At 42.0% G+C, this 22601-nt stretch carries 22 protein-coding genes and 2 tRNA genes; 15 read left to right on the forward strand and 9 right to left on the reverse strand.

All coding sequences use genetic code 11. The features are described from left to right. The first annotated feature begins 7 nt into the window (after positions 1-7). The 7 genes from kduI to IQ13_RS07020 all read left to right on the forward strand — a co-directional run bounded on the left by kduI (position 8) and on the right by IQ13_RS07020 (position 5835). On the forward strand, positions 8-913 hold the full coding sequence (gene kduI / locus IQ13_RS06990; RefSeq protein ID WP_242009492.1) for a 5-dehydro-4-deoxy-D-glucuronate isomerase: 906 nt from the start codon (positions 8-10) through the stop codon (positions 911-913). Between the two features lie 40 nt (positions 914-953). Further along, complete coding sequence (locus IQ13_RS06995) at positions 954-1979, forward strand: sugar kinase (protein WP_144885390.1); 1026 nt, start codon at positions 954-956, stop codon at positions 1977-1979. 77 nt (positions 1980-2056) lie between these two features. Beyond that, on the forward strand, positions 2057-2506 hold the full coding sequence (locus IQ13_RS07000) for a NanQ anomerase/TabA/YiaL family protein (RefSeq protein WP_144885391.1): 450 nt from the start codon (positions 2057-2059) through the stop codon (positions 2504-2506). A 127-nt stretch (positions 2507-2633) separates the two neighbouring features. Then, the gene (locus IQ13_RS07005; RefSeq protein WP_144885392.1) at positions 2634-3296 is read left to right on the forward strand and encodes a beta/alpha barrel domain-containing protein; all 663 of its coding nucleotides are present in this window, start codon (positions 2634-2636) and stop codon (positions 3294-3296) included. Positions 3297-3323: 27 nt separating this feature from the next. Further along, on the forward strand, positions 3324-4751 hold the full coding sequence (locus tag IQ13_RS07010; RefSeq protein WP_144885393.1) for an MFS transporter: 1428 nt from the start codon (positions 3324-3326) through the stop codon (positions 4749-4751). A 143-nt stretch (positions 4752-4894) separates the two neighbouring features. Continuing rightward, positions 4895-5332 carry a hypothetical protein gene (locus tag IQ13_RS07015; RefSeq protein WP_144885394.1) on the forward strand — a complete coding sequence of 146 codons (438 nt, stop codon included), beginning with the start codon at positions 4895-4897 and terminating at the stop codon, positions 5330-5332. Continuing rightward, positions 5332-5835 carry a thermonuclease family protein gene (locus tag IQ13_RS07020; protein ID WP_144885395.1) on the forward strand — a complete coding sequence of 168 codons (504 nt, stop codon included), beginning with the start codon at positions 5332-5334 and terminating at the stop codon, positions 5833-5835. Before IQ13_RS07015 ends, IQ13_RS07020 begins: the two co-directional genes overlap by 1 nt. A gap of 69 nt (positions 5836-5904) precedes the next feature. Here the strand turns inward: IQ13_RS07020 and IQ13_RS07025 are convergent, their stop codons facing one another. From IQ13_RS07025 to IQ13_RS07060, 8 genes are all read right to left on the reverse strand, one after another. After that, the gene (locus IQ13_RS07025; RefSeq protein WP_144885396.1) at positions 5905-6921 is read right to left on the reverse strand and encodes a helix-turn-helix transcriptional regulator; all 1017 of its coding nucleotides are present in this window, start codon (positions 6919-6921) and stop codon (positions 5905-5907) included. Positions 6922-7039: 118 nt separating this feature from the next. Next, positions 7040-9631 carry a GH116 family glycosyl-hydrolase gene (locus IQ13_RS07030; protein WP_199758205.1) on the reverse strand — a complete coding sequence of 864 codons (2592 nt, stop codon included), beginning with the start codon at positions 9629-9631 and terminating at the stop codon, positions 7040-7042. Positions 9632-9763: 132 nt separating this feature from the next. After that, positions 9764-10255: an RbsD/FucU domain-containing protein gene (locus IQ13_RS07035; protein ID WP_158637343.1), complete on the reverse strand. Its 492-nt coding sequence runs from the start codon at positions 10253-10255 to the stop codon at positions 9764-9766. A gap of 264 nt (positions 10256-10519) precedes the next feature. Further along, a tRNA-Asn gene (locus IQ13_RS07040) sits at positions 10520-10593 on the reverse strand. A gap of 70 nt (positions 10594-10663) precedes the next feature. Continuing rightward, a complete protein-coding gene (locus tag IQ13_RS07045) occupies positions 10664-11026 on the reverse strand; it encodes a Rieske (2Fe-2S) protein (protein WP_144885399.1) in 363 nt (120 codons plus the stop codon). After that, positions 11026-12216: a GTPase HflX gene (gene hflX, locus IQ13_RS07050; RefSeq protein WP_144885400.1), complete on the reverse strand. Its 1191-nt coding sequence runs from the start codon at positions 12214-12216 to the stop codon at positions 11026-11028. The genes IQ13_RS07045 and hflX overlap by 1 nt, the downstream gene beginning before the upstream one ends. 103 nt (positions 12217-12319) lie before the next feature. Next, a complete protein-coding gene (locus IQ13_RS07055) occupies positions 12320-13066 on the reverse strand; it encodes a hypothetical protein (protein ID WP_144885401.1) in 747 nt (248 codons plus the stop codon). A 147-nt stretch (positions 13067-13213) separates the two neighbouring features. Next, positions 13214-13287: transfer RNA gene (locus tag IQ13_RS07060), tRNA-Ile, on the reverse strand. A gap of 124 nt (positions 13288-13411) precedes the next feature. Between IQ13_RS07060 and IQ13_RS07065 the strand changes: the two genes are divergently transcribed. After that, on the forward strand, positions 13412-14023 hold the full coding sequence (locus IQ13_RS07065; RefSeq protein ID WP_144885402.1) for an HAD family hydrolase: 612 nt from the start codon (positions 13412-13414) through the stop codon (positions 14021-14023). Between the two features lie 72 nt (positions 14024-14095). On the opposite strand, the gene IQ13_RS07070 is transcribed toward IQ13_RS07065, so the two are convergent. Further along, on the reverse strand, positions 14096-14326 hold the full coding sequence (locus IQ13_RS07070; protein WP_144885403.1) for a hypothetical protein: 231 nt from the start codon (positions 14324-14326) through the stop codon (positions 14096-14098). Between the two features lie 168 nt (positions 14327-14494). Between IQ13_RS07070 and IQ13_RS07075 the strand changes: the two genes are divergently transcribed. The 7 genes from IQ13_RS07075 to IQ13_RS07105 all read left to right on the forward strand — a co-directional run bounded on the left by IQ13_RS07075 (position 14495) and on the right by IQ13_RS07105 (position 22580). Continuing rightward, a complete protein-coding gene (locus IQ13_RS07075) occupies positions 14495-14968 on the forward strand; it encodes an LSm family protein (RefSeq protein WP_144885404.1) in 474 nt (157 codons plus the stop codon). A gap of 49 nt (positions 14969-15017) precedes the next feature. Next, positions 15018-16265, forward strand: coding sequence for a transcription termination factor NusA (gene nusA / locus IQ13_RS07080; protein WP_144885406.1), 1248 nt, complete (start codon positions 15018-15020; stop codon positions 16263-16265). Positions 16266-16350: 85 nt separating this feature from the next. After that, complete coding sequence (gene infB, locus IQ13_RS07085) at positions 16351-19254, forward strand: translation initiation factor IF-2 (protein WP_144885408.1); 2904 nt, start codon at positions 16351-16353, stop codon at positions 19252-19254. Between the two features lie 95 nt (positions 19255-19349). Further along, a complete protein-coding gene (locus tag IQ13_RS07090; RefSeq protein WP_144885411.1) occupies positions 19350-20705 on the forward strand; it encodes a peptidylprolyl isomerase in 1356 nt (451 codons plus the stop codon). Positions 20706-20787: 82 nt separating this feature from the next. Continuing rightward, positions 20788-21246 carry a MarR family winged helix-turn-helix transcriptional regulator gene (locus tag IQ13_RS07095; protein WP_144885413.1) on the forward strand — a complete coding sequence of 153 codons (459 nt, stop codon included), beginning with the start codon at positions 20788-20790 and terminating at the stop codon, positions 21244-21246. 51 nt (positions 21247-21297) lie between these two features. Next, positions 21298-22011: a pirin family protein gene (locus IQ13_RS07100; RefSeq protein WP_144885415.1), complete on the forward strand. Its 714-nt coding sequence runs from the start codon at positions 21298-21300 to the stop codon at positions 22009-22011. 47 nt (positions 22012-22058) lie between these two features. Next, a complete protein-coding gene (locus tag IQ13_RS07105) occupies positions 22059-22580 on the forward strand; it encodes a YceI family protein (RefSeq protein ID WP_144885417.1) in 522 nt (173 codons plus the stop codon). Positions 22581-22601 lie beyond the last annotated feature (21 nt).

Here is a 22601-nt window from a genome sequence, read left to right on the forward strand (position 1 = left end):
GAAAGACATGGCAACAAAAAAAGCAAAAACTCCTGCTTTGCAGTTAAAAGATTACAACAGCAATACGTACATGGATGGCGATATGGAAATTCGTTTTGCTGTTGGTCCGGAAGAAACAAAGAACTTCAACACACAGCAACTCATCGATAATTTCCTAGTGAAGGACTTGATGGTGGCCGATAAACTGAAGCTCGTGTATTCGCACTACGATCGTGTGATCATTGGTGGTGCAGTGCCCGTTGCAAAAGCCATCACGCTCACCAATCATCCTGAATTGAGAGCGGATTATTTTTTAGAAAGAAGAGAACTCGGCATCATCAATATTGGTGGCAAAGGAACTGTAACAGCCGATGGTAAGAAATATGAGCTGGATAAACTTTCCTGTTTGTATCTCGGTAAAGGAACACAGAAAGTAAGTTTTACTTCTTCATCGAAGAAGAACCCTGCTGTGTTTTATTTATTATCTGCACCGGCGCATGCAACTTATCCAAATACATTGTACACAAAAGAACAGGCATCACCTGTAGAGTTGGGTGCAGTGGAAACAGCCAACAAACGTACCGTGTATAAATACATTCACCTCGATGGTATCAGAAGCTGCCAACTGGTGATGGGATTAACAGTACTTGCTCCCGGCAGTGTATGGAATTCTATTCCGCCACATACACATACACGCAGAATGGAAGTGTACCTGTACTTCGATTTACCGGAAGGACAGCGTTTGTTCCATTTCATGGGCAACCCAATGGAAACACGTCATTTGGTTATGACCAATAACGAAGCGGTGATCTCTGCTCCGTGGAGTACACACTACGGTTGCGGTACTACCAACTATGGTTTCATTTGGGGAATGGCAGGAGAAAATTTAGTGTACACCGATATGGATCCTGCTCCTGTAGCCACTTTAAAATAAATTCATTCATTAATTTCTTAAAACAATAATACAACCAATCATGTCAAAGAAAGTAGTTACTCTCGGAGAGATTATGTTGCGTTTGTCAACACCCGATTTTAAACGTTTTGTACAAGCCGATACATTTGATATCACCTATGGTGGTGGTGAAGCAAACGTTTCTGCTGCATTATGTAACTATGGTTTAAACGGAACCTTTGTTTCTAAAGTTCCCAACAATCCAATTGGTCAATCGGCCATTAACCATTTACGTCGTTATGGTGTGGATACGCAGTTTGTTGCAAGAGGAGGTGATCGTTTAGGTATTTACTTCCTCGAAACAGGTGCTTCGATGCGTGCATCGCAAGTGGTGTATGATCGTGCAGGTGCATCGATTGCAGAAGTGGAAGCAAGCGAATTCGACTGGGATAAAATTTTTGATGGTGCAGATTGGTTCCATACTACCGGTATCACACCTGCATTGAGCGATAAAGCTGCTGCGTTAACAGAAGCTGCATTGAAAGCTGCAAAAGCAAAAGGCATTACTACAAGTATCGATCTCAACTACCGCAAAAAATTGTGGAGCAAAGAGAAAGCGCAAAAGGTAATGACGCATCTCTGCCAATGGGTGGATGTATGTATCGGTAACGAAGAAGATGCAGAGACAACACTTGGCTTTAAACCTGGTGAAACTGATGTTACCAAAGGTGAATTACACCTCGATGGCTTCCAGGATATCATGAAACAGATGGTAGCGAAGTTCGGCTTCAAATATGTTGCTTCATCTTTAAGAGAAAGCTACAGTGCAAGTGACAACGGCTGGAGTGCATTGGTGTACAATGGCACAGATTTCTATCACACCAAGAAGTACAACGTACGTATTGTTGACCGTGTAGGTAGTGGTGATTCATTTGCAAGTGGTTTGATCTACGGTTTGGTAACAGGTATGCCAATGGGCGAAGCTGCTGAGTTTGGTGTGGCTGCAAGTGCGTTGAAGCACACAATCCCCGGCGACCTTAACCACGCAACATTAGGTGAAGTAAAAGACCTGATGAAAGGCGATGGCAGCGGCCGTGTACAACGTTAATAACAGTTTCTGGTTTATAGTTTATGGTTTGAAGTGGCGAACCATAAACTATAAACTAAAACCATAAACTTCAAACCATGATAATCGATACTATTCAGAATGCACACAAATACTTCAGCATTCATCCCTTGTTCGCCAAAGCGTTTGCATACATTCAGCAAACCGACCTGGCAAATGCTGCCGATGGGAAGAGTGAGCTTGCAGAAGGGTTAAAAGCCATCATCAGCAATGCACCCGGTAAAACAAAAGAAACCAGTCTGCAGAAATTTGAATGTCATAATAAGAATATCGACATACAGCTTTGCATCAACGGTGTGGAAACCATTGGCTGGAAACCAAGAGAAAAATGTGTATCACCCAAAGGTGAGTACAACGATGAAAAGGATGTGTTGTTTTATGATGATGCACCCGATATGTATTTTCAACTCACCGATGGACAGTTTGCGATCTTCTTTCCTGAAGATGTACATGCACCCATGATCGGTGAAGGACAAATTAAGAAGTTGGTGATTAAGGTGAAGAAATAGAAACACGGATAACACAGATTGAAACGGATATTCACGGAACTTATCTGTTCAACCACGTTATCTGATTAATAAATTAAAATCTGCGCTTATCCGCTTTAACCAGCGTTGTCAGCGTTTCTATCAAATTATGAGCAAGACACAACAAATAACAGATGCAATCGTACAACAAGGCATTCTTCCTTTGTATTTTAATCCAAGCGAAGAAGTGAGTCTTGAAGTATTAAAAGCGATTTACAAGGCAGGCATCAAAGCAGTGGAGTATACCAACCGTGGTGATGCAGCATTGGCCAACTTTACCAAAATGGTACAACTGCGTAATGCAGAAATGCCCGGTTTATTATTGGGCGTTGGTACGATTAAGAATATGCAGCACGCAACAGACTACATGGCTGCAGGTGCCGACTTTTTAGTAAGTCCGGGTTTTGTGCCCGATGTGGCAGCGTATTGCGTTGCGAATGATATTTTCTATGCTCCCGGTTGTATGACGCCGAGTGAAATTATTGCAGCTGAAAATGCAGGTATTAAATTCATTAAGTTATTCCCCGGTAATATGCTGGGTACAGAGTTTTTAACTACCATTAAAGATATCTTCCCTAAATTGTTGTTTATGCCAACCGGTGGTGTTGATACAACGAAAGAAAGTATTGAAAGCTGGTACAAAGCCGGTGTATGTGCAGTAGGTATGGGCAGCAAACTCATCAGCAAAAAATTAATGGAAGCAAAAGATTACGCAACCATTGAAGCAGCAACAAAACAGGTGCTTGAAGTAATTCAGGCCGTTAAGTCTTGATTTACTTATTCAACCTAAAGCTTGTATATGATTACTAAAATGTCGAATTACAGATGGAGTATCGTGGCACTCCTGTTTGTAGCAACTACCATTAACTACCTCGACAGACAGGTGTTGTCCTTAACCTGGGATGAATTCATCAAACCGGAATTTCACTGGGATGAAAACCACTACGGTACCATCACTTCGATATTTTCTATTGTATATGCCGTTTCTATGCTGTTCGCCGGCAGATTTATCGATTGGATGGGTACGAAGAAAGGGTTTCTTTGGGCAATTGGTATATGGTCTGTTGGTGCTTGTATACATGCTTTGTGCGGAGTTGTAACCGAGCAATATGTGGGCTTGCATACAGCTGCGGAATTGATGCAGGCAGTTGGCGATACTGCAGTCATTATTTCTACGGTAAGCATGTATGCGTTTATTGTGGCCCGTATCATTTTGGCCATTGGCGAAGCGGGTAACTTTCCTGCCGCTATTAAAGTAACTGCAGAATATTTTCCGAAAAAAGACCGGGCCTTCGCTACCAGTATTTTCAACGCAGGTGCATCGGTTGGTGCCTTGTTGGCTCCATTGAGTATTCCGCCATTGGCCAAAGCCACTAGTTGGGAAATGGCCTTCATCATCATTGGTGCATTGGGCTTTGTGTGGATGGCTTTTTGGTTATTCATGTATAAAAAGCCGGAAGAGCACCCAAAAGTTAATGCGAAAGAACTGGAATACATTCTTTCTGACAGAGATGAAAATGGTGAAGCGGAAAAAGCAGAAGATCCCAACAAAAAGAAAGTAACACTTGCAGATTGTTTCAAGTACAAGCAAACATGGTCGTTTGCTGTTGGTAAGTTTATGACGGATGGTGTATGGTGGTTCTTCCTTTTCTGGACACCATCGTATCTCAATACACAGTTTGGCATTAAAACATCGCAGGGGTTGGGTATTGCATTGGTATTTACGCTCTATGCTATTACGATGTTATCGATTTTTGGCGGTAAGCTGCCTTCAATTATCATTCACAAAACAGGACGTGATCCATACGCTGCACGTATGAGAGCCATGCTCATTTTTGCTTTCATACCGTTGCTTGTATTGCTGGCACAACCGTTGGGCACCATTTCGCCCTGGTTGCCGGTTATTATGATCGGTTTGGGAGGTGCGGCGCACCAGTCCTGGTCGGCCAATATCTTTTCTACCGTGGGCGATATGTTTCCAAAATCGGCTATCGCTACCGTTACCGGTATTGGTGGTATGGCTGGCGGACTTGGTTCTATGCTGCTGCAAAAATCTGCCGGTAAGCTCTTTGTATATGCCGGTGAAACGAACATGCAGTTTTTGGGATTTGAGGGTAAACCAGCCGGTTATTTTATCATTTTCTGCTTTTGTGCTGTGGCTTATCTCATCGGTTGGGTTATCATGAAGAGCCTCGTACCAAAGTATAAGCTCATTACAGATATGTAAGCTAAAAGATATACGCAAGAATGTAAGGTTGCCAGCTTGTAATCCTGTTGAAGGATGAGGTTGGCAACTTTTTTTAGGCCTCTGTTCACTCCACAAATACACTGCAAAGTGAGTTTGTTCTTTTACATTCTAAAGAACAAACAATGCAACAGCTTTCATTTCCTTTCAGCAACAAATGTTATTTCAGTATTTGCGAAGGCAACCGCAGTTATGCACCTGTTGAGGCAGAAGAAGCAGTTACTGCAGCCGAAATTTACCAGTCGCTTAACTACCGAAGTCGGCACCAGTTTCGTAAACCACTGGTATTGCATTTCCCGGGTGTTGATCAGCAAAGTGCGGTTTGGTTCGGCTATAGTTTTGATGTGGAAGTGATTTTAGTAGATGCAACAGGCACCATCAGCAAAACATTTGTAATGCCGAAACGCAGAGAGGGTGATGCCTTGTTTGTACAATTCTTTATCGATTGTGCGTATGCTGTTCTTGTGCCCGTTGGTTTCTGTAAAAAATGGAACATCCGTGAACAACAGCATGCAGTAAAGCTTACTTCTTTTGCATTTCTGCAAAAACAAAAAATCAGTTAATGCGTTTGTGTTGCATGAAGTACAGCACACTTTCTTGTATTGCAGTGATTTTATTTTTGTTGCCGTTGCTGGCCTTAACACCTCCATCTTATACACTTAAAGGAAAAGCTGTTCGTATTGTTGATGGTGATACGTTTGATCTGCTGGTTGATAAAACTACGCACCGCATTCGTTTAGCCGGTATTGATGCACCGGAGAAAAGTCAGGATTTCGGCACCGCATCTAAACAACTGCTGGGTACATTGTGTGCAGGTGAAGTGCTTACTGTTGTTGTAACCGATACCGATCGGAACAAACGTAAAATTGCAGAAGTGTATACAGCAAATAAAAGATGGGTCAACAAAGAAATGATTGCAAAAGGAATGGCCTGGCATTTTGTAAAATACTCGAAGAATAAAGAACTGGCAGCAGCAGAACAGCTGGCACGAAAACAAAAAATCGGTTTATGGAGTTTAAGCAATCCCGTTGCGCCATGGGAGTGGAGGAAGAAGCGTCGTGTCTGACGTCTCGAAAAGCGTCTGACACATGAAAATGCGAATACGAATATTGTTAACTGTAAGTGCTGTGCAATTTCAATAATATCCCATCGCTTTCTGTAGTTCTTCTTTCATACGTTTTTTCAGCGATGCAGGTTTTACTACTTTCATTTCGTTGCAAATACTCAACAGTTGATGAATAAACTCTTCCGTTACTGTTACTTCCAGCTCAACGGTTAATTGATCCTTTGCATCTTTGATGATTTTTTGGGTATGATGCATGGGGCTTACCTGCAACATACGTGAAGCAGGACCATACACTTCCAGCACCACTTTCTCTTTCGGCTTCGGTCCTTCCATAATACCGGTGGAGTATTTAAAAAAATCATCTGCATTAAATTCCCGGCGGTATTTAAATGCTTTTGTACCCTTGTCCATACCTGTAATCCGGTCGAGGGCATAGGTTGTAAAGTTGTTGTGTTTGTTCGTCCAACCAATTAAGTACCATTTATTGCGTACCTCTTTTAACAGGTAAGGCTCCAGCTCGTGTGTACGGGTTTCGTTTTTATAAATATTGAAGTAAGTAAATGTAATCGGCAACCGGTTTACAATGGCTTCGTACAATGGTTTAATCCAGTCTTTCCCTTTTTGTGTAACCGGTTTTTCAAATTGTACATATTGGTTAATGGATGGATCTTCCAGGTTTGCCGAAAGTGAAAGACGGGTGTTGATTTTTTCTATTGCTTCTTTCAGGTTTTCAAACAACGGTACATCCGCAAATAAACTGAGTGTATGTGCTGCACTGCGCAGTGCTTCACTTTCCTCTTCGTTCAAACCCACTGCATCAATACTGTAATGTTCGTCTTCGTAGTAATAACCTTTGTGCAGACGATGATATTTGATGGGGGCGAAGTAACCCAGCCCCGCATCATCCCGCATGGCAATAATATCTTTTTCAATGGTTGATAAAGAAAGATCATCGGCCATATCGCCATACAACTCTTCCATACAGCGCTGACGAATGAACTCTTTGCTGGGGTATTTATGCTGCCGGTTACGCAGGCAACGATCAATGATGCGGTAACGAATAGCGGCACTTTTATTTACAGGCATGTTACAAAGTTGCAGGAAGGAGTATGATTTTCAAAAACTGCTTCTATGTAAATGCCTGCTTCCATTTAATAAGGTAGCTTTTTATTTACGTAGAAAAAAAATCACGCAAAGCCCGGCATCAATTGCGGGTGCCTGTTGGCCATTCAAACGTTAAGCTTTCGTTCTCTTTTATGATAACAGCAGCTTTGAGTTCTTTAACCAGCGCTTTTCCAAGCGTAATTTTTTTCAATTCTATATTTCCATATTTCACGGAAAGATTTGCCTGGTAACCTTTGTCTGTCTTTACAATCGTGCACATACCCCAGGCACTCCCGTTTGACCAAAAATAGTTACCGGCTGTATTAGTGAAACTGATCGATTTATCAACAGCCGAAAAATGAAAGCCGCTCTGTTGAATGATGCCTGCCCAGGAAGCCATTGCTCTGGCATAGTGATGACCGCATTCTCCTTCATTGAATGGATTTCTTTTTTGGCCATCGTAACGATCACGAATATTCTTCACCACATCAAGACCTTCCTGTTGCATCCCCTCGTACATCATACCAATAGCTGCTGTGTATTCAAATCCGGTCATTACCTCAGACCAGTAGGGGAACGGAATTGCAGGACGACCCCCTTTGGGCCAACTGGCCATCAGTAATGCCTTTTCCTCACCCATTGCAAAGGAGCGCATATTGTTGAAGTGTTCGAACATCGTTTCCCGCTTATTATATTTCAGGATGCTCTGCAAAGTGGTCTTGATATGTTCCTCCTTAACCAGGTAACCCAGTCCCAAAATGTGGGCCATGTATTGCCCTACCAACTGATCGACTAAACAGCCTGACCCCAACTGATAATCGGGATTATCAATTTGCTTGGTACCCATTCCTGCCATTTGTCCTTTCGGAATAGAAGCTTTACTTACAGGTGGTTGAATTTTTTGAATATAGTATTCTCCGTTAAACAGGTGCTCATCTGTCCACTTAGAACCACTTTGAAACAGCGTTCTGCATTTTTTTGCAAAAGCGGCATCCTTCAAATAGGTCGCCATTTCTTCACCTGCTCTTAATGCTCCGAGATACCACAGTTGCATTTGCGGATTCGGGCCAAAATATTCAACATCCATGGTGTTGTGCTGAACGCCTTCCATCACTCCATCTTGGTTTCCATCCCAGCCGTTTTCGATCCATGCATACGACAAGGCTGTTTTAATTTTCGGCCAATGTTTCATCAGAAAGTCTTTATCACCGGAGAGCTGCCATTCACGATAAAATTTCATAATGGTTCCCATTTGTCCATCTGCAGCTGCTACATTAATGCCGGAACCGGCTTCTACCAATGGAAGATTAGTTCTAAAACCCATATGCCCGCTTTCTCTCATAGCGTAATTAAATTCAACCTCACGCATTGTTTTGGCTAAACTATTAAACAGGTAAGGCGTGGCTTGTTCGTAATTCCAAACATGCGTACAAGAGCCTTTGCAGGAACCAAATCTGTCCATCACACCTTCCCATCCAAACATTTTTCCGTCTTCTGTGCGAAATACAGTTTGTGAACGTAGGGTGCTTAAATTGAATAAAGCAGCTTCTTTAATGACATCCGGATAACTGCTGCTCATCAAAGCATTTACAAATTCAATTGTTTTCTGTGTTAAGATTGGCAACCGGTCAACTTCCTTTTCCATTACATTCCATGCATCTGCATATTGTGTGCTGTAGTAGTTGCCAACGTTTGATTTTGACCATGCAAACCGGTTAGGAAAATGCCATGTTAAATAAAAGGTGAATGTTTTTTTCTCCCCGGCCTTGAGCGTTTTTGAAACAGCAAGTGAAGCCATAGGGTCTTGGTCAATCAATTTCGTTTTTTCAGTCAGCATTCCATCTGCAGAGAAATCATCCCAAAAGTCGAGCAAGGCATTTCCCCATTCATTTTGCGCAGAGCTTGTTCTGTAACTAACTTTTTCATTTTCTTCAATCGGTGTAGTAAGTGCCATTGTTCCCCAGGCAGGAGATGCTTTATCAACGCCATCTGAGTACATATAAATGCCCGAATAATTATTACCGGAGCGATATACATTTTTGTTTTCTTTTGCGCCCGTTGGAATATAATCACCTTTCCAGTCTGATGTATATTCACTGCCGTCTTTACCAATAAAATTCCGGATGTTTCCTGATATGGATATCTCAACGGTTTCATTGCTGATGTTCTCCACCTCATATTTGATGATGGCAACTGGAATTCCTGAAGCATCTGCATTGCCTGGTATAAAAGGATTGTAAGCAAGCAGTTTAATGTTAACCGGCATTGTGCCGTCTGATAAGGTTACGATACCAAAAGGATAGGTCGATTCAAAAGAAGCATTTCTGAACCGGGGCAATCCATGATGATTAACAGAACGGCCTTCGTAATGTTGGTAATCGGCAAAATGTATCGGGCCTAACAGCGCTTTTGACCTTGGAGCTTCATCCTTCTTTTTTGTATAGATCGAAAAAAAAGGGGCGTCGTTACCGGTGGTTACTGTACTGTAATTTTTGGCGGGCACATTCATAATCTCCCAGTCTCTGAATTCTCCACTTCCCCCCAGTGATACTGTTCCCGTACCAATGCCACCTATTGGCATGGCAATACGGTAAAGATGCTCCTTATCATATTTTTTTAAAACTGTTATGCCCTCACTCAGTGGTTTGTGTTGGGCTTTTACACGAACCGGTAAACCAACTAGTAAAAGCAATAAAATTTTGATCAGGTTTTGGATTGGGGGCAAGCAAATTTTATTTGTCATTTTCTGCAGTTATTTAGTACGTAAGTCAAAGTAGCTTTTCGTGTTTCACCAGGGTCTGAATATGTAGGGGCATTAGGTTGCTTACTTGGTAATTAATTTTGTTCTTAAGTTTTTTTTTGCTTCTGCATTCCAATAACCGCATTCTAACTGAAAGAAAACGGACGTATAAGGTAATGCCAAATCTGTTTTTATGATGAGTACATTAAACAGTTTTGCAGCTGCATCCAGTTCATGAATGATATCCTCATGCAGCATGCTTCTAACTGGCTTACCTTGCAATAGTTTATTAAGCTTCGTTCGATAGGCTTCGATACCAGCAGCGTCATTCTCAGGAACAAATGCCATTTCTTTATCGATAATAATGTTCGCATCTACATGTTTCGCTTTTTCAATTAACTGTAAAACAAACGCAACAGCTTCTGTCTGATCGGCATCAATTTTTATTGTTTTAATGGCTGGATTACTTTGTTGTGGGTAAGCGGCGTCTGCAATCACGATCCAATTTCGATGACCATATAAATTTAATGTGCTCTCAATCTCGGATTTCCAATCCTTTGTTTCTGACGTTACCATCGTTTTTTGTTGTTTGTTGTGTGGCGTTGAACAGGATAAGCATGCACTCAACAGTAAAATAAGTGTTACTCTGGTCCTCATAATTTCATCTTTTATATAGCTTCAATTAAGTTCCGCTTGTTTTGGCTGAATTTACAAGTAATAGACCGTTTATGTTTTCTGCTGCAGGATTTTGACATGCCAGTACCCCACATTTGATTTGAAAGTTCCCTATATGCACAAAAAAAACAGTTGTGAAATAATCCACAACTGCTTAACTTTTTGCTCCCCCTTCAGGACTTGAACCTGAGACCCTCTGATTAACAGTCAGATGCTCTAACCAACTGAGCTAAGGAGGAATACTTTCCCTTTCGGGGATGCAAAAATAGGGGAATTTGGTTTTTTGTTTGTTATTCGGACAAACTTTTTTTATTTAAAAAAGCTGAAAAAAGAATTTTCTTCCAGGCCTATATAAAGACCGTCTTCTCTTTTTTCAACCGGATAGGTTTTAAGGTAGTATCCTTCGCCGCTAACATTACGTCCGTTGCTTACATTAAACTTGTAGCGGTGCAGCGGACAAACAATATTGCCCAATGCATCCAGAAACCCGTCGGCCATATGGCCACCGGCATGGGGGCATTTATGTGCGCAGGCATAAACCTCTTGGTTATGTTGTGCAATACAAATGGTTTTACCTTTTACTTCTATTTCGCAGAGTTTGTTGTCAGTCCACGGAAAATCATGAAGGCCTTCTGCAATTTTATGCCAGGTATATTTTTTTTCGGCAGGCATTAATACAAGTATTCTGTTTTGTACGGATAACGGATTTTGTAAAGCTGGCGTACACTTTCCAGAATTTGTGTACGCAGTTCGTTGAGGTTGCGCTTTTCGGTTGCAGATACAAACACACATTGTCCTTGTGTGTCGTTTTCCCAGCGTTCTTTCAGCTCCTGCAAAATGGTTTCTTTTATTTCATCTTCCAGCCATTCGTCGAAATGAGATTTTTCATACAGATCCATTTTGTTGAAAATGGTGATAACCGGTTTGTCGTGGCATTTCAGATCCTGCAGCGTTTTATTTACAACCGCCATATGGTCTTCGTACTGTGGATGCGAAATATCTACCACATGCAGCAGTACATCGCTTTCACGCACTTCGTCGAGGGTACTTTTAAAACTCTCCACCAAATGGTGCGGCAGTTTGCGGATGAACCCGACCGTATCGCTTAACAGGAAAGGCGTGTTTTCAAACACCACTTTACTTGTGGTTGTATCGAGCGTAGCAAACAGTTTATTTTCTGCAAACACATCACGCTTACTTAAAATATTCATGAGTGTGCTTTTGCCCACGTTGGTATAACCCACCAATGCCACACGAATAAATTCGCCTCTGTCTTTTCGTTGGGTGAAAGCCTGCTTATCAATTTCGGCCAAACGTTTACGGAGCAACGCAATTTTATCTTTTACAATACGACGGTCGGTTTCAATTTCTGTTTCACCAGGGCCTCTTGTACCTACGCCACCACCTTGCCGCTCAAGGTGTTTCCACATCCCTTTCAGCCTTGGTAAAATGTATTGATACTGCGCCAGCTCAACCTGTGTTTTGGCCTGTGCCGTTTTAGCACGGCGTGCAAAAATATCGAGGATCAGATCGCTTCGGTCGATGGTATAAATACCGAGCTCCTTTTCAATATTCATAATTTGTGCGCCTGTAAGCTCATCGTCAAAAATGACCAGTGTAATATTGCGCTCCTGCACATAGGTTTTAATTTCCTGCAACTTACCCTTACCCACAAAGGTTTTACTATCGGGGTGAGAGAGTTTTTGCATAAACCGTTTTACGGTAATTGCTCCTGCTGTTTCGGCTAAAAAAGCAAGTTCATCCAGGTACTCTTCTACCTGCAGGTCCGTTTGTCCTTTTTGAACCACGCCAACAATTACGGCACGTTCTTCTTTCTGTATCTCCTGTTTACGATCAATCACGTTGTATAAAATTCAGTGGGCAAAGGTAACTAAGTTGGCGGGTATGGCTAACAAAAAAGCCTCTGCGTGTGCAGAGGCTTTGTATTGCGATCAAAAAAAAATCTTACAAACCGGTTAATGTAATACCAACAGTCATTGGGCGGATCATGTTCGGGCCTTGTCCTTCTTTAATCATATCGTTTAACTGGTACTGAGCAAAAACACCAAAGTTGCCGAATCCGATTCTTGCAGTAGCTGCAAGGCGCAGGTTATTAAAATTGTTGCGGCTTTTTTCTTTTAATGTATAAGCAGTATTACCCGCAGCGTCTTTTGTAAATCTTGTTTTGTCGGTGGCGCTGATCATGGTACCAATCTTCATACCCAATGCAAACTTGAGACTTTTATTAGGGTTCGCCGGGTCAACCATAAAGCGAAGTTCAACCGGTGCTTCTAAATATACCGTAGCCAGCTTAATAGACTTATAGCGGATGACCGTGTCCTTACCTGTATTTTTTGCAAAGCTGAAACCATTGGTGCTAACGATATTCAGGTTGCGGCCTGCATTTCTGTTAAAGAACATGTTATCGGCTCCAACACCTGCACCTAACCCAACACTGAAACGGGGATCGGTTTTAAACGGAAAGTCGAACGAAAAGTATGCGTTTACCGAACGGGCAAAACCGGCAGTAGCAATGGTATCTGGTTTTTGTAGCCAGTTTAAATAACCTACCTGGAAAATAAGATGATCTTTTGGACGATTACCAAGATTTACTTTCGACCAGTCTTTCTTTTTCTTTTTTGTTTCGGTTTCCTGCGCCTGTAACGATACAACCGTAACAGCCAGCAACGTGAACAGTAATAATTTCTTCATAATTGTAAAGAGGCAAATGTATTTGCTTATCGGTTAAGCAAAGGTTAAAGCCGTTTTTAAAAAAACTGCCGGAAAGATGTTAAGGCGGGAAGTATTACGCTTGCTTTCCGTCTTCCTGTCTTACCGGCAATTAAAAGGATTGTTTTGTGGATCCTGTAGGATTTGAACCTACGACCCTCTGATTATGAGTCAGATGCTCTAACCGTCTGAGCTAAGGATCCGGCCTTTTGGGCGGGGGCAAAGATAGAAAAATAGGTGTATCGTAAGCGGATTATTTATAAGCTAATTTTTAGGTACACAAAACCTGTTTGCCGAATACTGCTGCCGATATATTTTCTTTGCAACATGCAAACAGTTACAGCAATTATTTTCGACTTGGGCGGCGTCTTACTCGATATCGATTTCAGGTTAACGGAAAAAGCGTTCGCAGATTTGGGCGTGAACAATTTTGCAAGTCTGTTCAACCAGTTTCACAGCAACGCATTGTTTAAAAAGCTGGAAACGGGAGTGGACGAAGAGTTGTTCTATGATGAGTTCCGGTCGGAAACCGGGATGTTGTTAGCAGACGAACAGATACGTGATGCCTGGAATGCTTTGTTGCTCGATTTCAGGTTGGAAAGCCTGGCCGTATTACCTCAGCTACGCAGCAAATACGAGCTCTACCTGTTGAGCAATACCAATGAAATTCATTTGCAGGAGTTTCAGCGCAGATATGGGTTGTTGAAAAAAGAACAAGCATTCGATGCCTTATTTGATGCAGCCTATTATTCGCACCGCATTGGTCATCGCAAACCCAATGCGTCAGCTTTTGAGTATGTATTAAATAAACATTCGCTCGATGCTGCTGCTACCTTGTTTATTGATGACAGTATTAATAATATTGAGGCTGCAGCAGCACTGGGTATGCAAACTGTTCATCTGCAGCCGGGCATGAGGGTGGAGGCGTTGGGTTTGTAATAATCCAATGTCCAAAATAGTCTCAACCAACCTGCATGGAATTTGGATGTTGTGCCCTGAGCTTTGTTTAAATTATTTTACTTCCTCAAAATCAATATAATCGCCTTCTTTTGCTTTGGGTGATTCCTTTACCGGTTCGGGGCGTTGTGTGGCAAAACCATGCTGTTGCTCCTGCATACGGTTTTGAAATTCGGTCATTTTACTCCGCATTTCACGGGTAGCTCTTGTAACGGGTATAATAAAGTTGAAAATGAACCGGTATAAAAAATAAATAAGAAGTCCGAAAAGCAAATAGCGTATCATACTGCAAAGATAAACGAATCCGGAAGCAGCTTTTGTGAACAATCCCCTAAAGCCATTTCGCAACCGGTTAAAATTAATTTTTCAATTCATCGGCATTATGCTACTTTTGCACCGGATAAAAGAAGCAGTGGAAGGGAACGGATACGTTCCCTTCTTTATTTTCCTTACATGAATTTAGAACAAAAAGCAGCAACCATCAGGCAAATGGCCGAAGAACTCATCAGCAACGATGCTGATGCGTTTTTGGTAGATCTAAAGCTGAAACCGGGTAACAACATCCAGATATTTGTTGATGGCGATGCAGGAATGCCTATCAGCCGTTGTATTGCTTATAATAGAGCGTTGTACAAGCAAATTGAAGAAGCGGCTATGTTTAGTGAAGGCGATTTTTCGCTCGAAGTATCATCGCCGGGCCTGGAAGAACCGCTTAAGCTTACCCGCCAATACCTCAAAAATGTAGGCCGGCCGGTAGAAGTAATTTTAAAAGACGGACGTAAAGTAAACGGCAAATTGCTTGCGGCAGGCGAAACCGAAGTAACGGTAGAAGAAACCAAAGGAAAAGGGAAAAAGCAGGAGGTGTTGCAACACACACTTGCGTATGCAGATATTAAATCAACTAAAATTCAAATTGTATTTAACTGATTTCGGTTGCAAACATTGAAAACAACCGTTGTATTTAAAAAACAGAGTTATGGCAAGTATCAATCTTATTGAGAGTTTCCAGGAGTTTAAGGATGCGGAAAATATTGACCGCCCCACGATGATGAAGGTGCTGGAAGATGTATTTAAAACCTTGCTTCGTAAAAAATACGGAAGCGATGATAACTTCGACGTAATTGTAAACACTGAAAAAGGTGACTTGGAAATCATGCGTCGTCGTACAATCGTGGAAGACGGACAGGTGGAAGATCCATTGGCACAGATTGCATACAGCGATGCTGTTAAGATTGAACCTGACTACGAAGTAGGCGAAGAATTATACGAAGATGTAGATATTCACGATTTCGGCCGCCGTGCTATTCTTGCTGCAAAGCAAACACTGGCAAGCCGTATCGGCGATTTAAAGAAAAACGTACTGGTTAAAAAGTATGGCGATCGTATCGGCGAAATTATTTCTGCAGAAGTTTACCAGGTATGGAAGAAAGAAGTATTGCTGTTAGATGAAGAAGGCAACGAACTGTTGTTACCTAAAAGCGAACAGATTCCGCAGGATTATTTCAAGAAAGGCGAAAATATCCGTGCCGTTATTAAGAAAGTAGAATTAAAAAATAATGCACCCGTAATCATTTTATCAAGAACAAGTCCGTTGTTCCTTGCTAAATTGCTTGAAATTGAGGTGCCTGAAATTTTTGATGGCTTGATCGTTATCCGCAAAATCGTTCGTGAGCCGGGCGAAAGAGCAAAAGTTGCTGTAGAAAGCTTCGACGACCGTATTGATCCGGTGGGTGCCTGCGTTGGTATGAAGGGTAGCCGTATCCACGGTATTGTACGTGAGCTGAAGAATGAGAACATTGATGTAATTAATTTTACCAACAACATCAACCTGCTCATTCAACGTTCTTTAACACCTGCAAGAATTACCAGCATGGATATTGACCAGGATGGTAAACACGCAGAAGTTTATCTGAAACCCGATCAGGTTTCTCTGGCTATCGGTAAGCGTGGTGTAAACATTAAACTGGCGTGCGAGTTAACAGGCTATGAAATTGATGTATACCGTGATACGGAAGAAGAAACCAACGAATTTGATATCGATCTGGATGAATTTACAGATGAGATTGATGGTTGGGTAATTGATGAGTTGAAGCGTATTGGTTGCGATACTGCACGCAGCGTACTGGAGCTTACTACCGAAGAGCTTGAACGCCGTACAGATCTCGAAAAAGAAACCATTGAAGAAGTACGCAGAGTGTTGAAGGAAGAATTCGAAAAAGAATAACCTTTAAAGGTTATCGCAATAAGATTTATTTAAACAATTAAACAAGTTGTTCCCTTCATTGCAAGCAAGTGCAGGGAAAGAAATTATGTCAGAAAGTAATACACCACGTTTAATGGCCGCTGCCAAGGAGTTTAATATTGGTAAGGATACCCTTATCGACTTTTTGGCCGCAAAAGGTTTCAGTAAAGACGATTTAAAACCTACTGCAAAGCTTACAGAAGCAATGTATCGTGCCTTGCAGTCGGAGTTTTCATCTGATAAACTGGCGAAAGCAAAAAGTGATCAGATCGAAATTCCGAAAGGTGGTATGTCCGATCTGAAAAAGAAAAAAGAAGAGGAAGAAATTTCTTTCAAGAAAGAAGTTGTTAAGAAGAAGGAAGAGCCGAAGGTAGAAGAAGCAAAACCGGTTGTACAGGAAGAAGAACCGGCAGCGGTTGTGGAAGAAGTGAAACCGGTTGTGGTGGAAGAAACACCGGCGCCTGTAGTAGCAAAAGAAGAAGTGCCGAAAGAAGAAGAAAAGGAAATTCCGAAAGAGCCTGAGGTAATTAAAATTGAAGCACCGGAAGTAGAGGGTCCGAAGATCATTGCAAAAATTGATCTGGATAAAATCGATTCTTCAACCAAGCCCAAAAAAGTTGAGAAGCGTAAGAAAGAAGACGAACCACGCATTGAAATCGTGAAGAAGGAAGAGGCTGCAGCACCTGCACCTCAGCCAGTTGTTGAGCAGCAACCTGCAACCGAAGAGGAAGAAGAAGTGGTGATCGAAAATATCAAGGCCGAAAAGCTGGAAGGTCCGAAAATTCTCGGCAAAATTGAATTGCCCGTTAATCCTGATACTAGACCTAAACCTGCATTAGATAAAGAAAAGCGCAAGCGCAAGCGTATTCCTATTGATAAAAAAGGATCGCAACCTGCACAAGGCGAGGGGCAGCAAGGAGGCCAACAAGGCGGCTATCAAAACCGTGGCGGACAACAGCAAGGTGGTCAGCAACGCAGAGGCCCGGGTGGTCCTAACCAGGGTGGTAACCGCAACGATCGTGGCCGCATCCAGGTGAGAAGAGAAGATAAGGTGATTGACGAAAAAGAAATTCAGGAAAAACTCCGTGAAACGCAGGCGAAACTTGCGGGACAAGGTGGTCGTGGTAAGAGCCTGAAGGCAAAATACCGTAAGCTGAAGCGTGATGAAATGGCCGATAACATGGCCGAAGGTGCAGAAGATAACAAACTGCAGGTAACTGAGTTTGTGAGTGCAGCCGAATTGGCAAGCTTAATGGATGTTTCTGCTACCGATGTTGTGGCAAAATGTTTCAGCCTTGGTATGATGGTGTCGATTAACCAGCGTTTGGATGCAGAAGTAATTGAACTTGTTGCCGGTGAATTTGGCTTTGAAGTAGAGTTCATCGATATGGAGAAGCAGGCCGAAATGGAAGAAGAAGAGGAAATGGATGATGAAGAAAGCCTGCAACCACGTGCACCTATTGTTACCATCATGGGTCACGTAGATCACGGTAAAACTTCATTGCTCGATTATATCCGTAATGCAAACGTAGTATCGGGCGAGGCCGGAGGTATTACCCAACACATTGGTGCGTATGAAGTAACCAATGCAGAAGGTAAAAAAATCACCTTCCTCGATACACCGGGTCACGAAGCATTTACGGCCATGCGTGCCCGTGGTGCAAAAGTGACGGATATTGCAATTATTGTTGTTGCGGCCGATGATGCGGTGATGCCGCAAACAAAAGAGGCTATCAGCCACGCACAGGCAGCAGGCGTACCAATGATTTTTGCAGTCAACAAAATCGATAAAGACGGTGCCAACCCGCAAAAAATTTACGAGCAGTTATCGCAAATGAACATCCTTGTAGAAGAGTGGGGCGGTAAATACCAAAGCCAGGAACTCTCTGCTAAAAAAGGGTTGAATGTAGATAAGCTTCTCGAAAAAATATTGCTTGAAGCAGAATTGCTCGAACTGAAGGCTAACCCCAACAGAGAGGGTTCCGGTTCAATTATCGAAGCGTCGCTTGATAAAGGCCGTGGTTATGTAGCAACGGTACTTGTGCAGAATGGTACACTCCGTCAAGGCGATTTGATTGTATCGGGTCAGTATTACGGTCGTGTTAAAGCCATGTTCAACGAACGCAACCAGCGTATTGATGTTGCAGGTCCTTCAACTCCCGTACAGATACTCGGCTTAAATGGTGCACCGCAGGCGGGTGAGAAATTCAAAATGTATGAGGATGAAGCCGAAGCTAAAGAAATTGCCGGCCGTCGTGCACAAATATTGCGTGAACAAGGTATACGTACCAAGAAGCATATTACGCTGGATGAAATCGGTCGCCGTTTGGCACTCGGCAACTTTAAAGAACTTAACCTTATCATTAAAGGTGACGTGGATGGTTCGGTAGAGGCCTTAACCGATTCGTTACAGAAACTTTCTACAGAAGAAATTGCAGTGAATGTTGTGTTGAAAGCTGTGGGTCAGATTTCTGAAGCCGATGTAACATTGGCCAGCGCTTCAGATGCAATCCTGATTGGTTTTAACGTACGTCCTTCATTACAGGCGGCACGTTTGGCAGAGCAGGAAGGTGTACAGATCAAGAACTACTCCATCATCTATAATGCCATTGAGGAAGTGAAGAGTGCGATGGAAGGTTTATTGGAACCGAAGATCACCGAGAAAGAAGTTGCCACAGTTGAAATACGTGAAGTGTACAAGTTCGATAAAGCAACTGTTGCCGGTTGTTATGTACTGGAGGGTAAGCTGAAGCGTGATTCCAAGATCCGTCTCTTCCGTGATGGTGTGTTGGTGTACCCACGTACCGAAGGTGGTTTTGCAGAACTCGGCAGCTTGAAGCGTTTTAAAGACGATGCAAAAGAAGTGGCTTCAAATATGGAGTGTGGTTTAACCATTAAAAACTTTGCAGATCTGAACGTTGGCGATACCATCGTAGCCTTTGAACAGGAAGAAGTAAAACGCACACTGTAAAAGCGTAAAGTATAGAAACAGAATGTTAAAACAGAGATGACTGTGTACACACAACAGTCATCTCTGTTACTTTTGATCCTCATCTTTCTTAAATAATGAAAAAAGTATTAACGGTTTTAGCAGTACTCGTAGCCTTTGCAGCGCAGGCGCAGGTAAAAAAAGTTACTGCCGATAAAATTATTGCTGTTGTTGGCGATCGTATTGTACTCAAGTCTGATATCGACAACCAGATCAACGATGCAAAAAGTAAAGAGTATGAGTTGCCACCCGATGCTCCCTGTTATTTGATGCAACAGCTGGTAATTAATAAAATGCTGGCGATACAGGCAGAGAAAGATTCATTGCCTGTGAGTGATGAAGAAATTGAAGGGGACTTAGATAACCGTATCCGTTATTTCATTCAACAATACGGTTCAAAGGAAGTGATTGAGCAGATTACGGGTAAAACCATTTACCAGTTTCGTGAAGAAATGCGTGACCCCATCAAGGAAAATAAGCTGGCGAGTGCTATGCGTAGTAAAATAGTTGAGAATGTAAAAATTACTCCAACAGAGGTGCGTGCTTATTTTAATAAGATTCCGAAAGATAGTCTGGCTTTTTATGAAACAGAATTAGAAATCGGTGAAATAATCGTGTATCCCAAAGCGGGCCGTGAAATGGAGGAGTATGCACAAGAAGAACTGAAAGAATTTAAACGGCAGGTTGAGGCAGGCACCAAAAAAATGGAATTCCTTGCATCGCAGTACAGCGATGATCCCGGTGCAAAAGAAAACGCAGGTATGTATGTATTAAACCGTGGCGATAACCAATGGGATCCTACTTTCTACAATACGGCTATGAGTTTGAAAGAGGGACAGATTTCACGTGTGATCAAATCCAAATTCGGGTACCATATTATCCAGTGTTTATCCCGTAACGGCGATGAGGTAACGGTACGTCATATTCTCAAAATACCACGTATTAATGAGCCCGATATTAAAGATGCAATCAACAAACTCGATACAGTTCGTGCAAAGCTCATTACCGGTTCTATGAAGTTTGGTGAAGCGGTGAATAAGTATTCGGATGATGACAACTCGAAGTTTACTGCAGGTATGATGCGTGGAAAAGATGGTACAGCCATTATCACCATCGATGAACTGGATAAGGACATGGTGCCTTTGCTGGAAAAGCTGAAACCGGGCGATTATTCACAGCCTGTTACATTTACCGATCCACAGGGTAAAAAAGGCGTTCGTTTAATTTACCTGGTAAGCCGTACAGCTCCGCACAGAGAAAACATTACAGATGATTACAGCAAAATTGCAGGTCGTGCATTAGAAGAGAAGAAGGAGAAGGAATTGCAGAAGTGGTTTCTGAAAAACTCGAAAACCTTTTATGTGCAAATTGAAGATGAGTACCGCAGCTGTTCTGCCATCAAAATCATCCTCGGCGAAACAGTCAAAAACTAAAGAAATGTTATAAACCATCCCTCCGCCAGCCGGAGGGATTTTTGTATTTGGAAAATTACATGTATGTACATATATTTGCATTGTGAAACTGGAACAAGCCATACAAAGCACAAATTTCAAAAACGAAAATCATAAAGCAGTGTTGAATGTGTTGTATACTGCCTGGTGGTTAAAAACCATGATGAGCAGGGAATTGAAGCAGTTTGGGCTTACGCATGAGCAATACAATGTGTTACGTATTTTGAAGGGCAAGTCGCCGGAAGAAATGTGTGTAAAGGATATTGCAGGACGTATGATTGAAAAAAGCTCAAATGTGCCACGTATTATTGATCGGTTGGTGTTGAAAAAGCTGGTGAAGCGAACGACCGATGCAAATGATAAGCGCCATACCGTAATGGCACTTACAGCTGCTGGCTTAAATATTCTTGAGCTGAGTACGCAACGTATTAACAGCGTATTTGACCAGCATGTGAAGCTGAACGAAAACGATGCAGCCAAGTTGAACGAATTGCTGGAAATCATCAGACAACAGGAAAGTTGATTTTTTTTAAACAAATACATGTATGTACATGTAATATAAAAAGGAGTAAGTATGAAAAAGGTATTACACAAAGCAGGAACCAGGGGCCATGCCAATCACGGATGGCTGAACAGTTACCACAGCTTTAGTTTTGCCGGTTACTACAATCCCGAGCGCATTCATTTTGGTGCTTTACGGGTTTTGAATGATGATACTGTTGCAGCAGGTATGGGTTTTGGTACGCACCCGCACGATAACATGGAAATTATTTCCATTCCATTAAGTGGCGACCTGAAGCATAAGGACAGTATGGGTAATGAAGCCATTATTAAACAGGGTGATATCCAGGTGATGAGTGCAGGTACAGGTATTGCGCACAGCGAAATGAATGCACGTAAAGACCAAGAGGTAAAGTTTTTACAGATATGGGTGTTCCCCAACAAGAAAAATGTAGAGCCCCGCTACGGACAAATAACTCTCGATGAAAGTAAAATGAAAAATAATCTGCTGCAGGTGCTTAGTCCTAATGCAGATGACGAGGGTGTTTGGATTCACCAGGATGCATGGTTTAGCCTTGGCAATCTGGAAAAAGGATTTTCAGCCGAGTATAAATTGAAGTCTGCTGAGAACGGCGTGTATGCTTTTGTTCTTGAAGGTGATGTTACCATTAATGGTGAAGCACTTAACAAAAGAGACGGACTTGGCATCAGCGAAACAGATGTACTAAATATTCAGGCAGATGCTGACGCACGATTATTACTGATGGAAGTACCTATGTTGAAATAGACAATTTTTAAAACAAATACTTAAACAAAAAACAAAATCTAAACACAATGGCAACGTACAAAATTGATGCAGCACACAGCGACATTATTTTTAAAGTAAAACACCTGATGATTACAACAGTTACAGGTCAGTTTAAAACATTTGATGCTACATTAACTGCAGAAGCAGAAGATTTTTCTGATGCAGTGGTAACCTTTACAGCAGACATTAACAGCGTAGACACCCGTAACGAGCAACGTGATGGTCATCTGAAAAGCGATGATTTCTTCGCAGCAGAAAAATATCCTGAACTGAAGTTTACTTCTACATCATTTACAAAAAGCGATGATGGTTATGTGGTGAAAGGTGACTTAACCATCCGTGATGTAACAAAACCAATTGAACTGAAAGCTGAGTATGCAGGTTTAATGGTAGATCCATGGGGTCAGACAAAAGTTGGTTTTGAAGCAGAAGGTAAAATCAAACGTAAAGAATTTGGCTTGGGCTGGGATGCAGTTACAGAAGCTGGTGGTGTAGTGGTAAGTGACGATGTAAAACTGCAGTTCCATGTTCAGTTTGTGAAGCAATAAGTAAAGCAATCGTAAGAGCAT

It is taken from the genome of Lacibacter cauensis, from assembly GCF_007830055.1.
Classification (GTDB): Bacteria; Bacteroidota; Bacteroidia; order Chitinophagales; family Chitinophagaceae; genus Lacibacter; species Lacibacter cauensis.

What these genes read in the sequence shown, in the direction of transcription:
- kduI (WP_242009492.1), top strand. Translation starts at nt 8, where the DNA reads ATGGCAACAAAAAAAGCAAAAACTCCTGCTTTGCAGTTAAAAGATTAC.
- IQ13_RS06995 (WP_144885390.1), top strand. Translation starts at nt 954, where the DNA reads ATGTCAAAGAAAGTAGTTACTCTCGGAGAGATTATGTTGCGTTTGTCA.
- IQ13_RS07000 (WP_144885391.1), top strand. Translation starts at nt 2,057, where the DNA reads ATGATAATCGATACTATTCAGAATGCACACAAATACTTCAGCATTCAT.
- IQ13_RS07005 (WP_144885392.1), top strand. Translation starts at nt 2,634, where the DNA reads ATGAGCAAGACACAACAAATAACAGATGCAATCGTACAACAAGGCATT.
- IQ13_RS07010 (WP_144885393.1), top strand. Translation starts at nt 3,324, where the DNA reads ATGATTACTAAAATGTCGAATTACAGATGGAGTATCGTGGCACTCCTG.
- IQ13_RS07015 (WP_144885394.1), top strand. Translation starts at nt 4,895, where the DNA reads ATGCAACAGCTTTCATTTCCTTTCAGCAACAAATGTTATTTCAGTATT.
- IQ13_RS07020 (WP_144885395.1), top strand. Translation starts at nt 5,332, where the DNA reads ATGCGTTTGTGTTGCATGAAGTACAGCACACTTTCTTGTATTGCAGTG.
- IQ13_RS07025 (WP_144885396.1), bottom strand. Translation starts at nt 6,921, where the DNA reads ATGCCTGTAAATAAAAGTGCCGCTATTCGTTACCGCATCATTGATCGT.
- IQ13_RS07035 (WP_158637343.1), bottom strand. Translation starts at nt 10,255, where the DNA reads ATGGTAACGTCAGAAACAAAGGATTGGAAATCCGAGATTGAGAGCACA.
- IQ13_RS07045 (WP_144885399.1), bottom strand. Translation starts at nt 11,026, where the DNA reads ATGCCTGCCGAAAAAAAATATACCTGGCATAAAATTGCAGAAGGCCTT.
- IQ13_RS07055 (WP_144885401.1), bottom strand. Translation starts at nt 13,066, where the DNA reads ATGAAGAAATTATTACTGTTCACGTTGCTGGCTGTTACGGTTGTATCG.
- IQ13_RS07065 (WP_144885402.1), top strand. Translation starts at nt 13,412, where the DNA reads ATGCAAACAGTTACAGCAATTATTTTCGACTTGGGCGGCGTCTTACTC.
- IQ13_RS07070 (WP_144885403.1), bottom strand. Translation starts at nt 14,326, where the DNA reads ATGATACGCTATTTGCTTTTCGGACTTCTTATTTATTTTTTATACCGG.
- IQ13_RS07075 (WP_144885404.1), top strand. Translation starts at nt 14,495, where the DNA reads ATGAATTTAGAACAAAAAGCAGCAACCATCAGGCAAATGGCCGAAGAA.
- nusA (WP_144885406.1), top strand. Translation starts at nt 15,018, where the DNA reads ATGGCAAGTATCAATCTTATTGAGAGTTTCCAGGAGTTTAAGGATGCG.
- infB (WP_144885408.1), top strand. Translation starts at nt 16,351, where the DNA reads ATGTCAGAAAGTAATACACCACGTTTAATGGCCGCTGCCAAGGAGTTT.
- IQ13_RS07090 (WP_144885411.1), top strand. Translation starts at nt 19,350, where the DNA reads ATGAAAAAAGTATTAACGGTTTTAGCAGTACTCGTAGCCTTTGCAGCG.
- IQ13_RS07100 (WP_144885415.1), top strand. Translation starts at nt 21,298, where the DNA reads ATGAAAAAGGTATTACACAAAGCAGGAACCAGGGGCCATGCCAATCAC.
- IQ13_RS07105 (WP_144885417.1), top strand. Translation starts at nt 22,059, where the DNA reads ATGGCAACGTACAAAATTGATGCAGCACACAGCGACATTATTTTTAAA.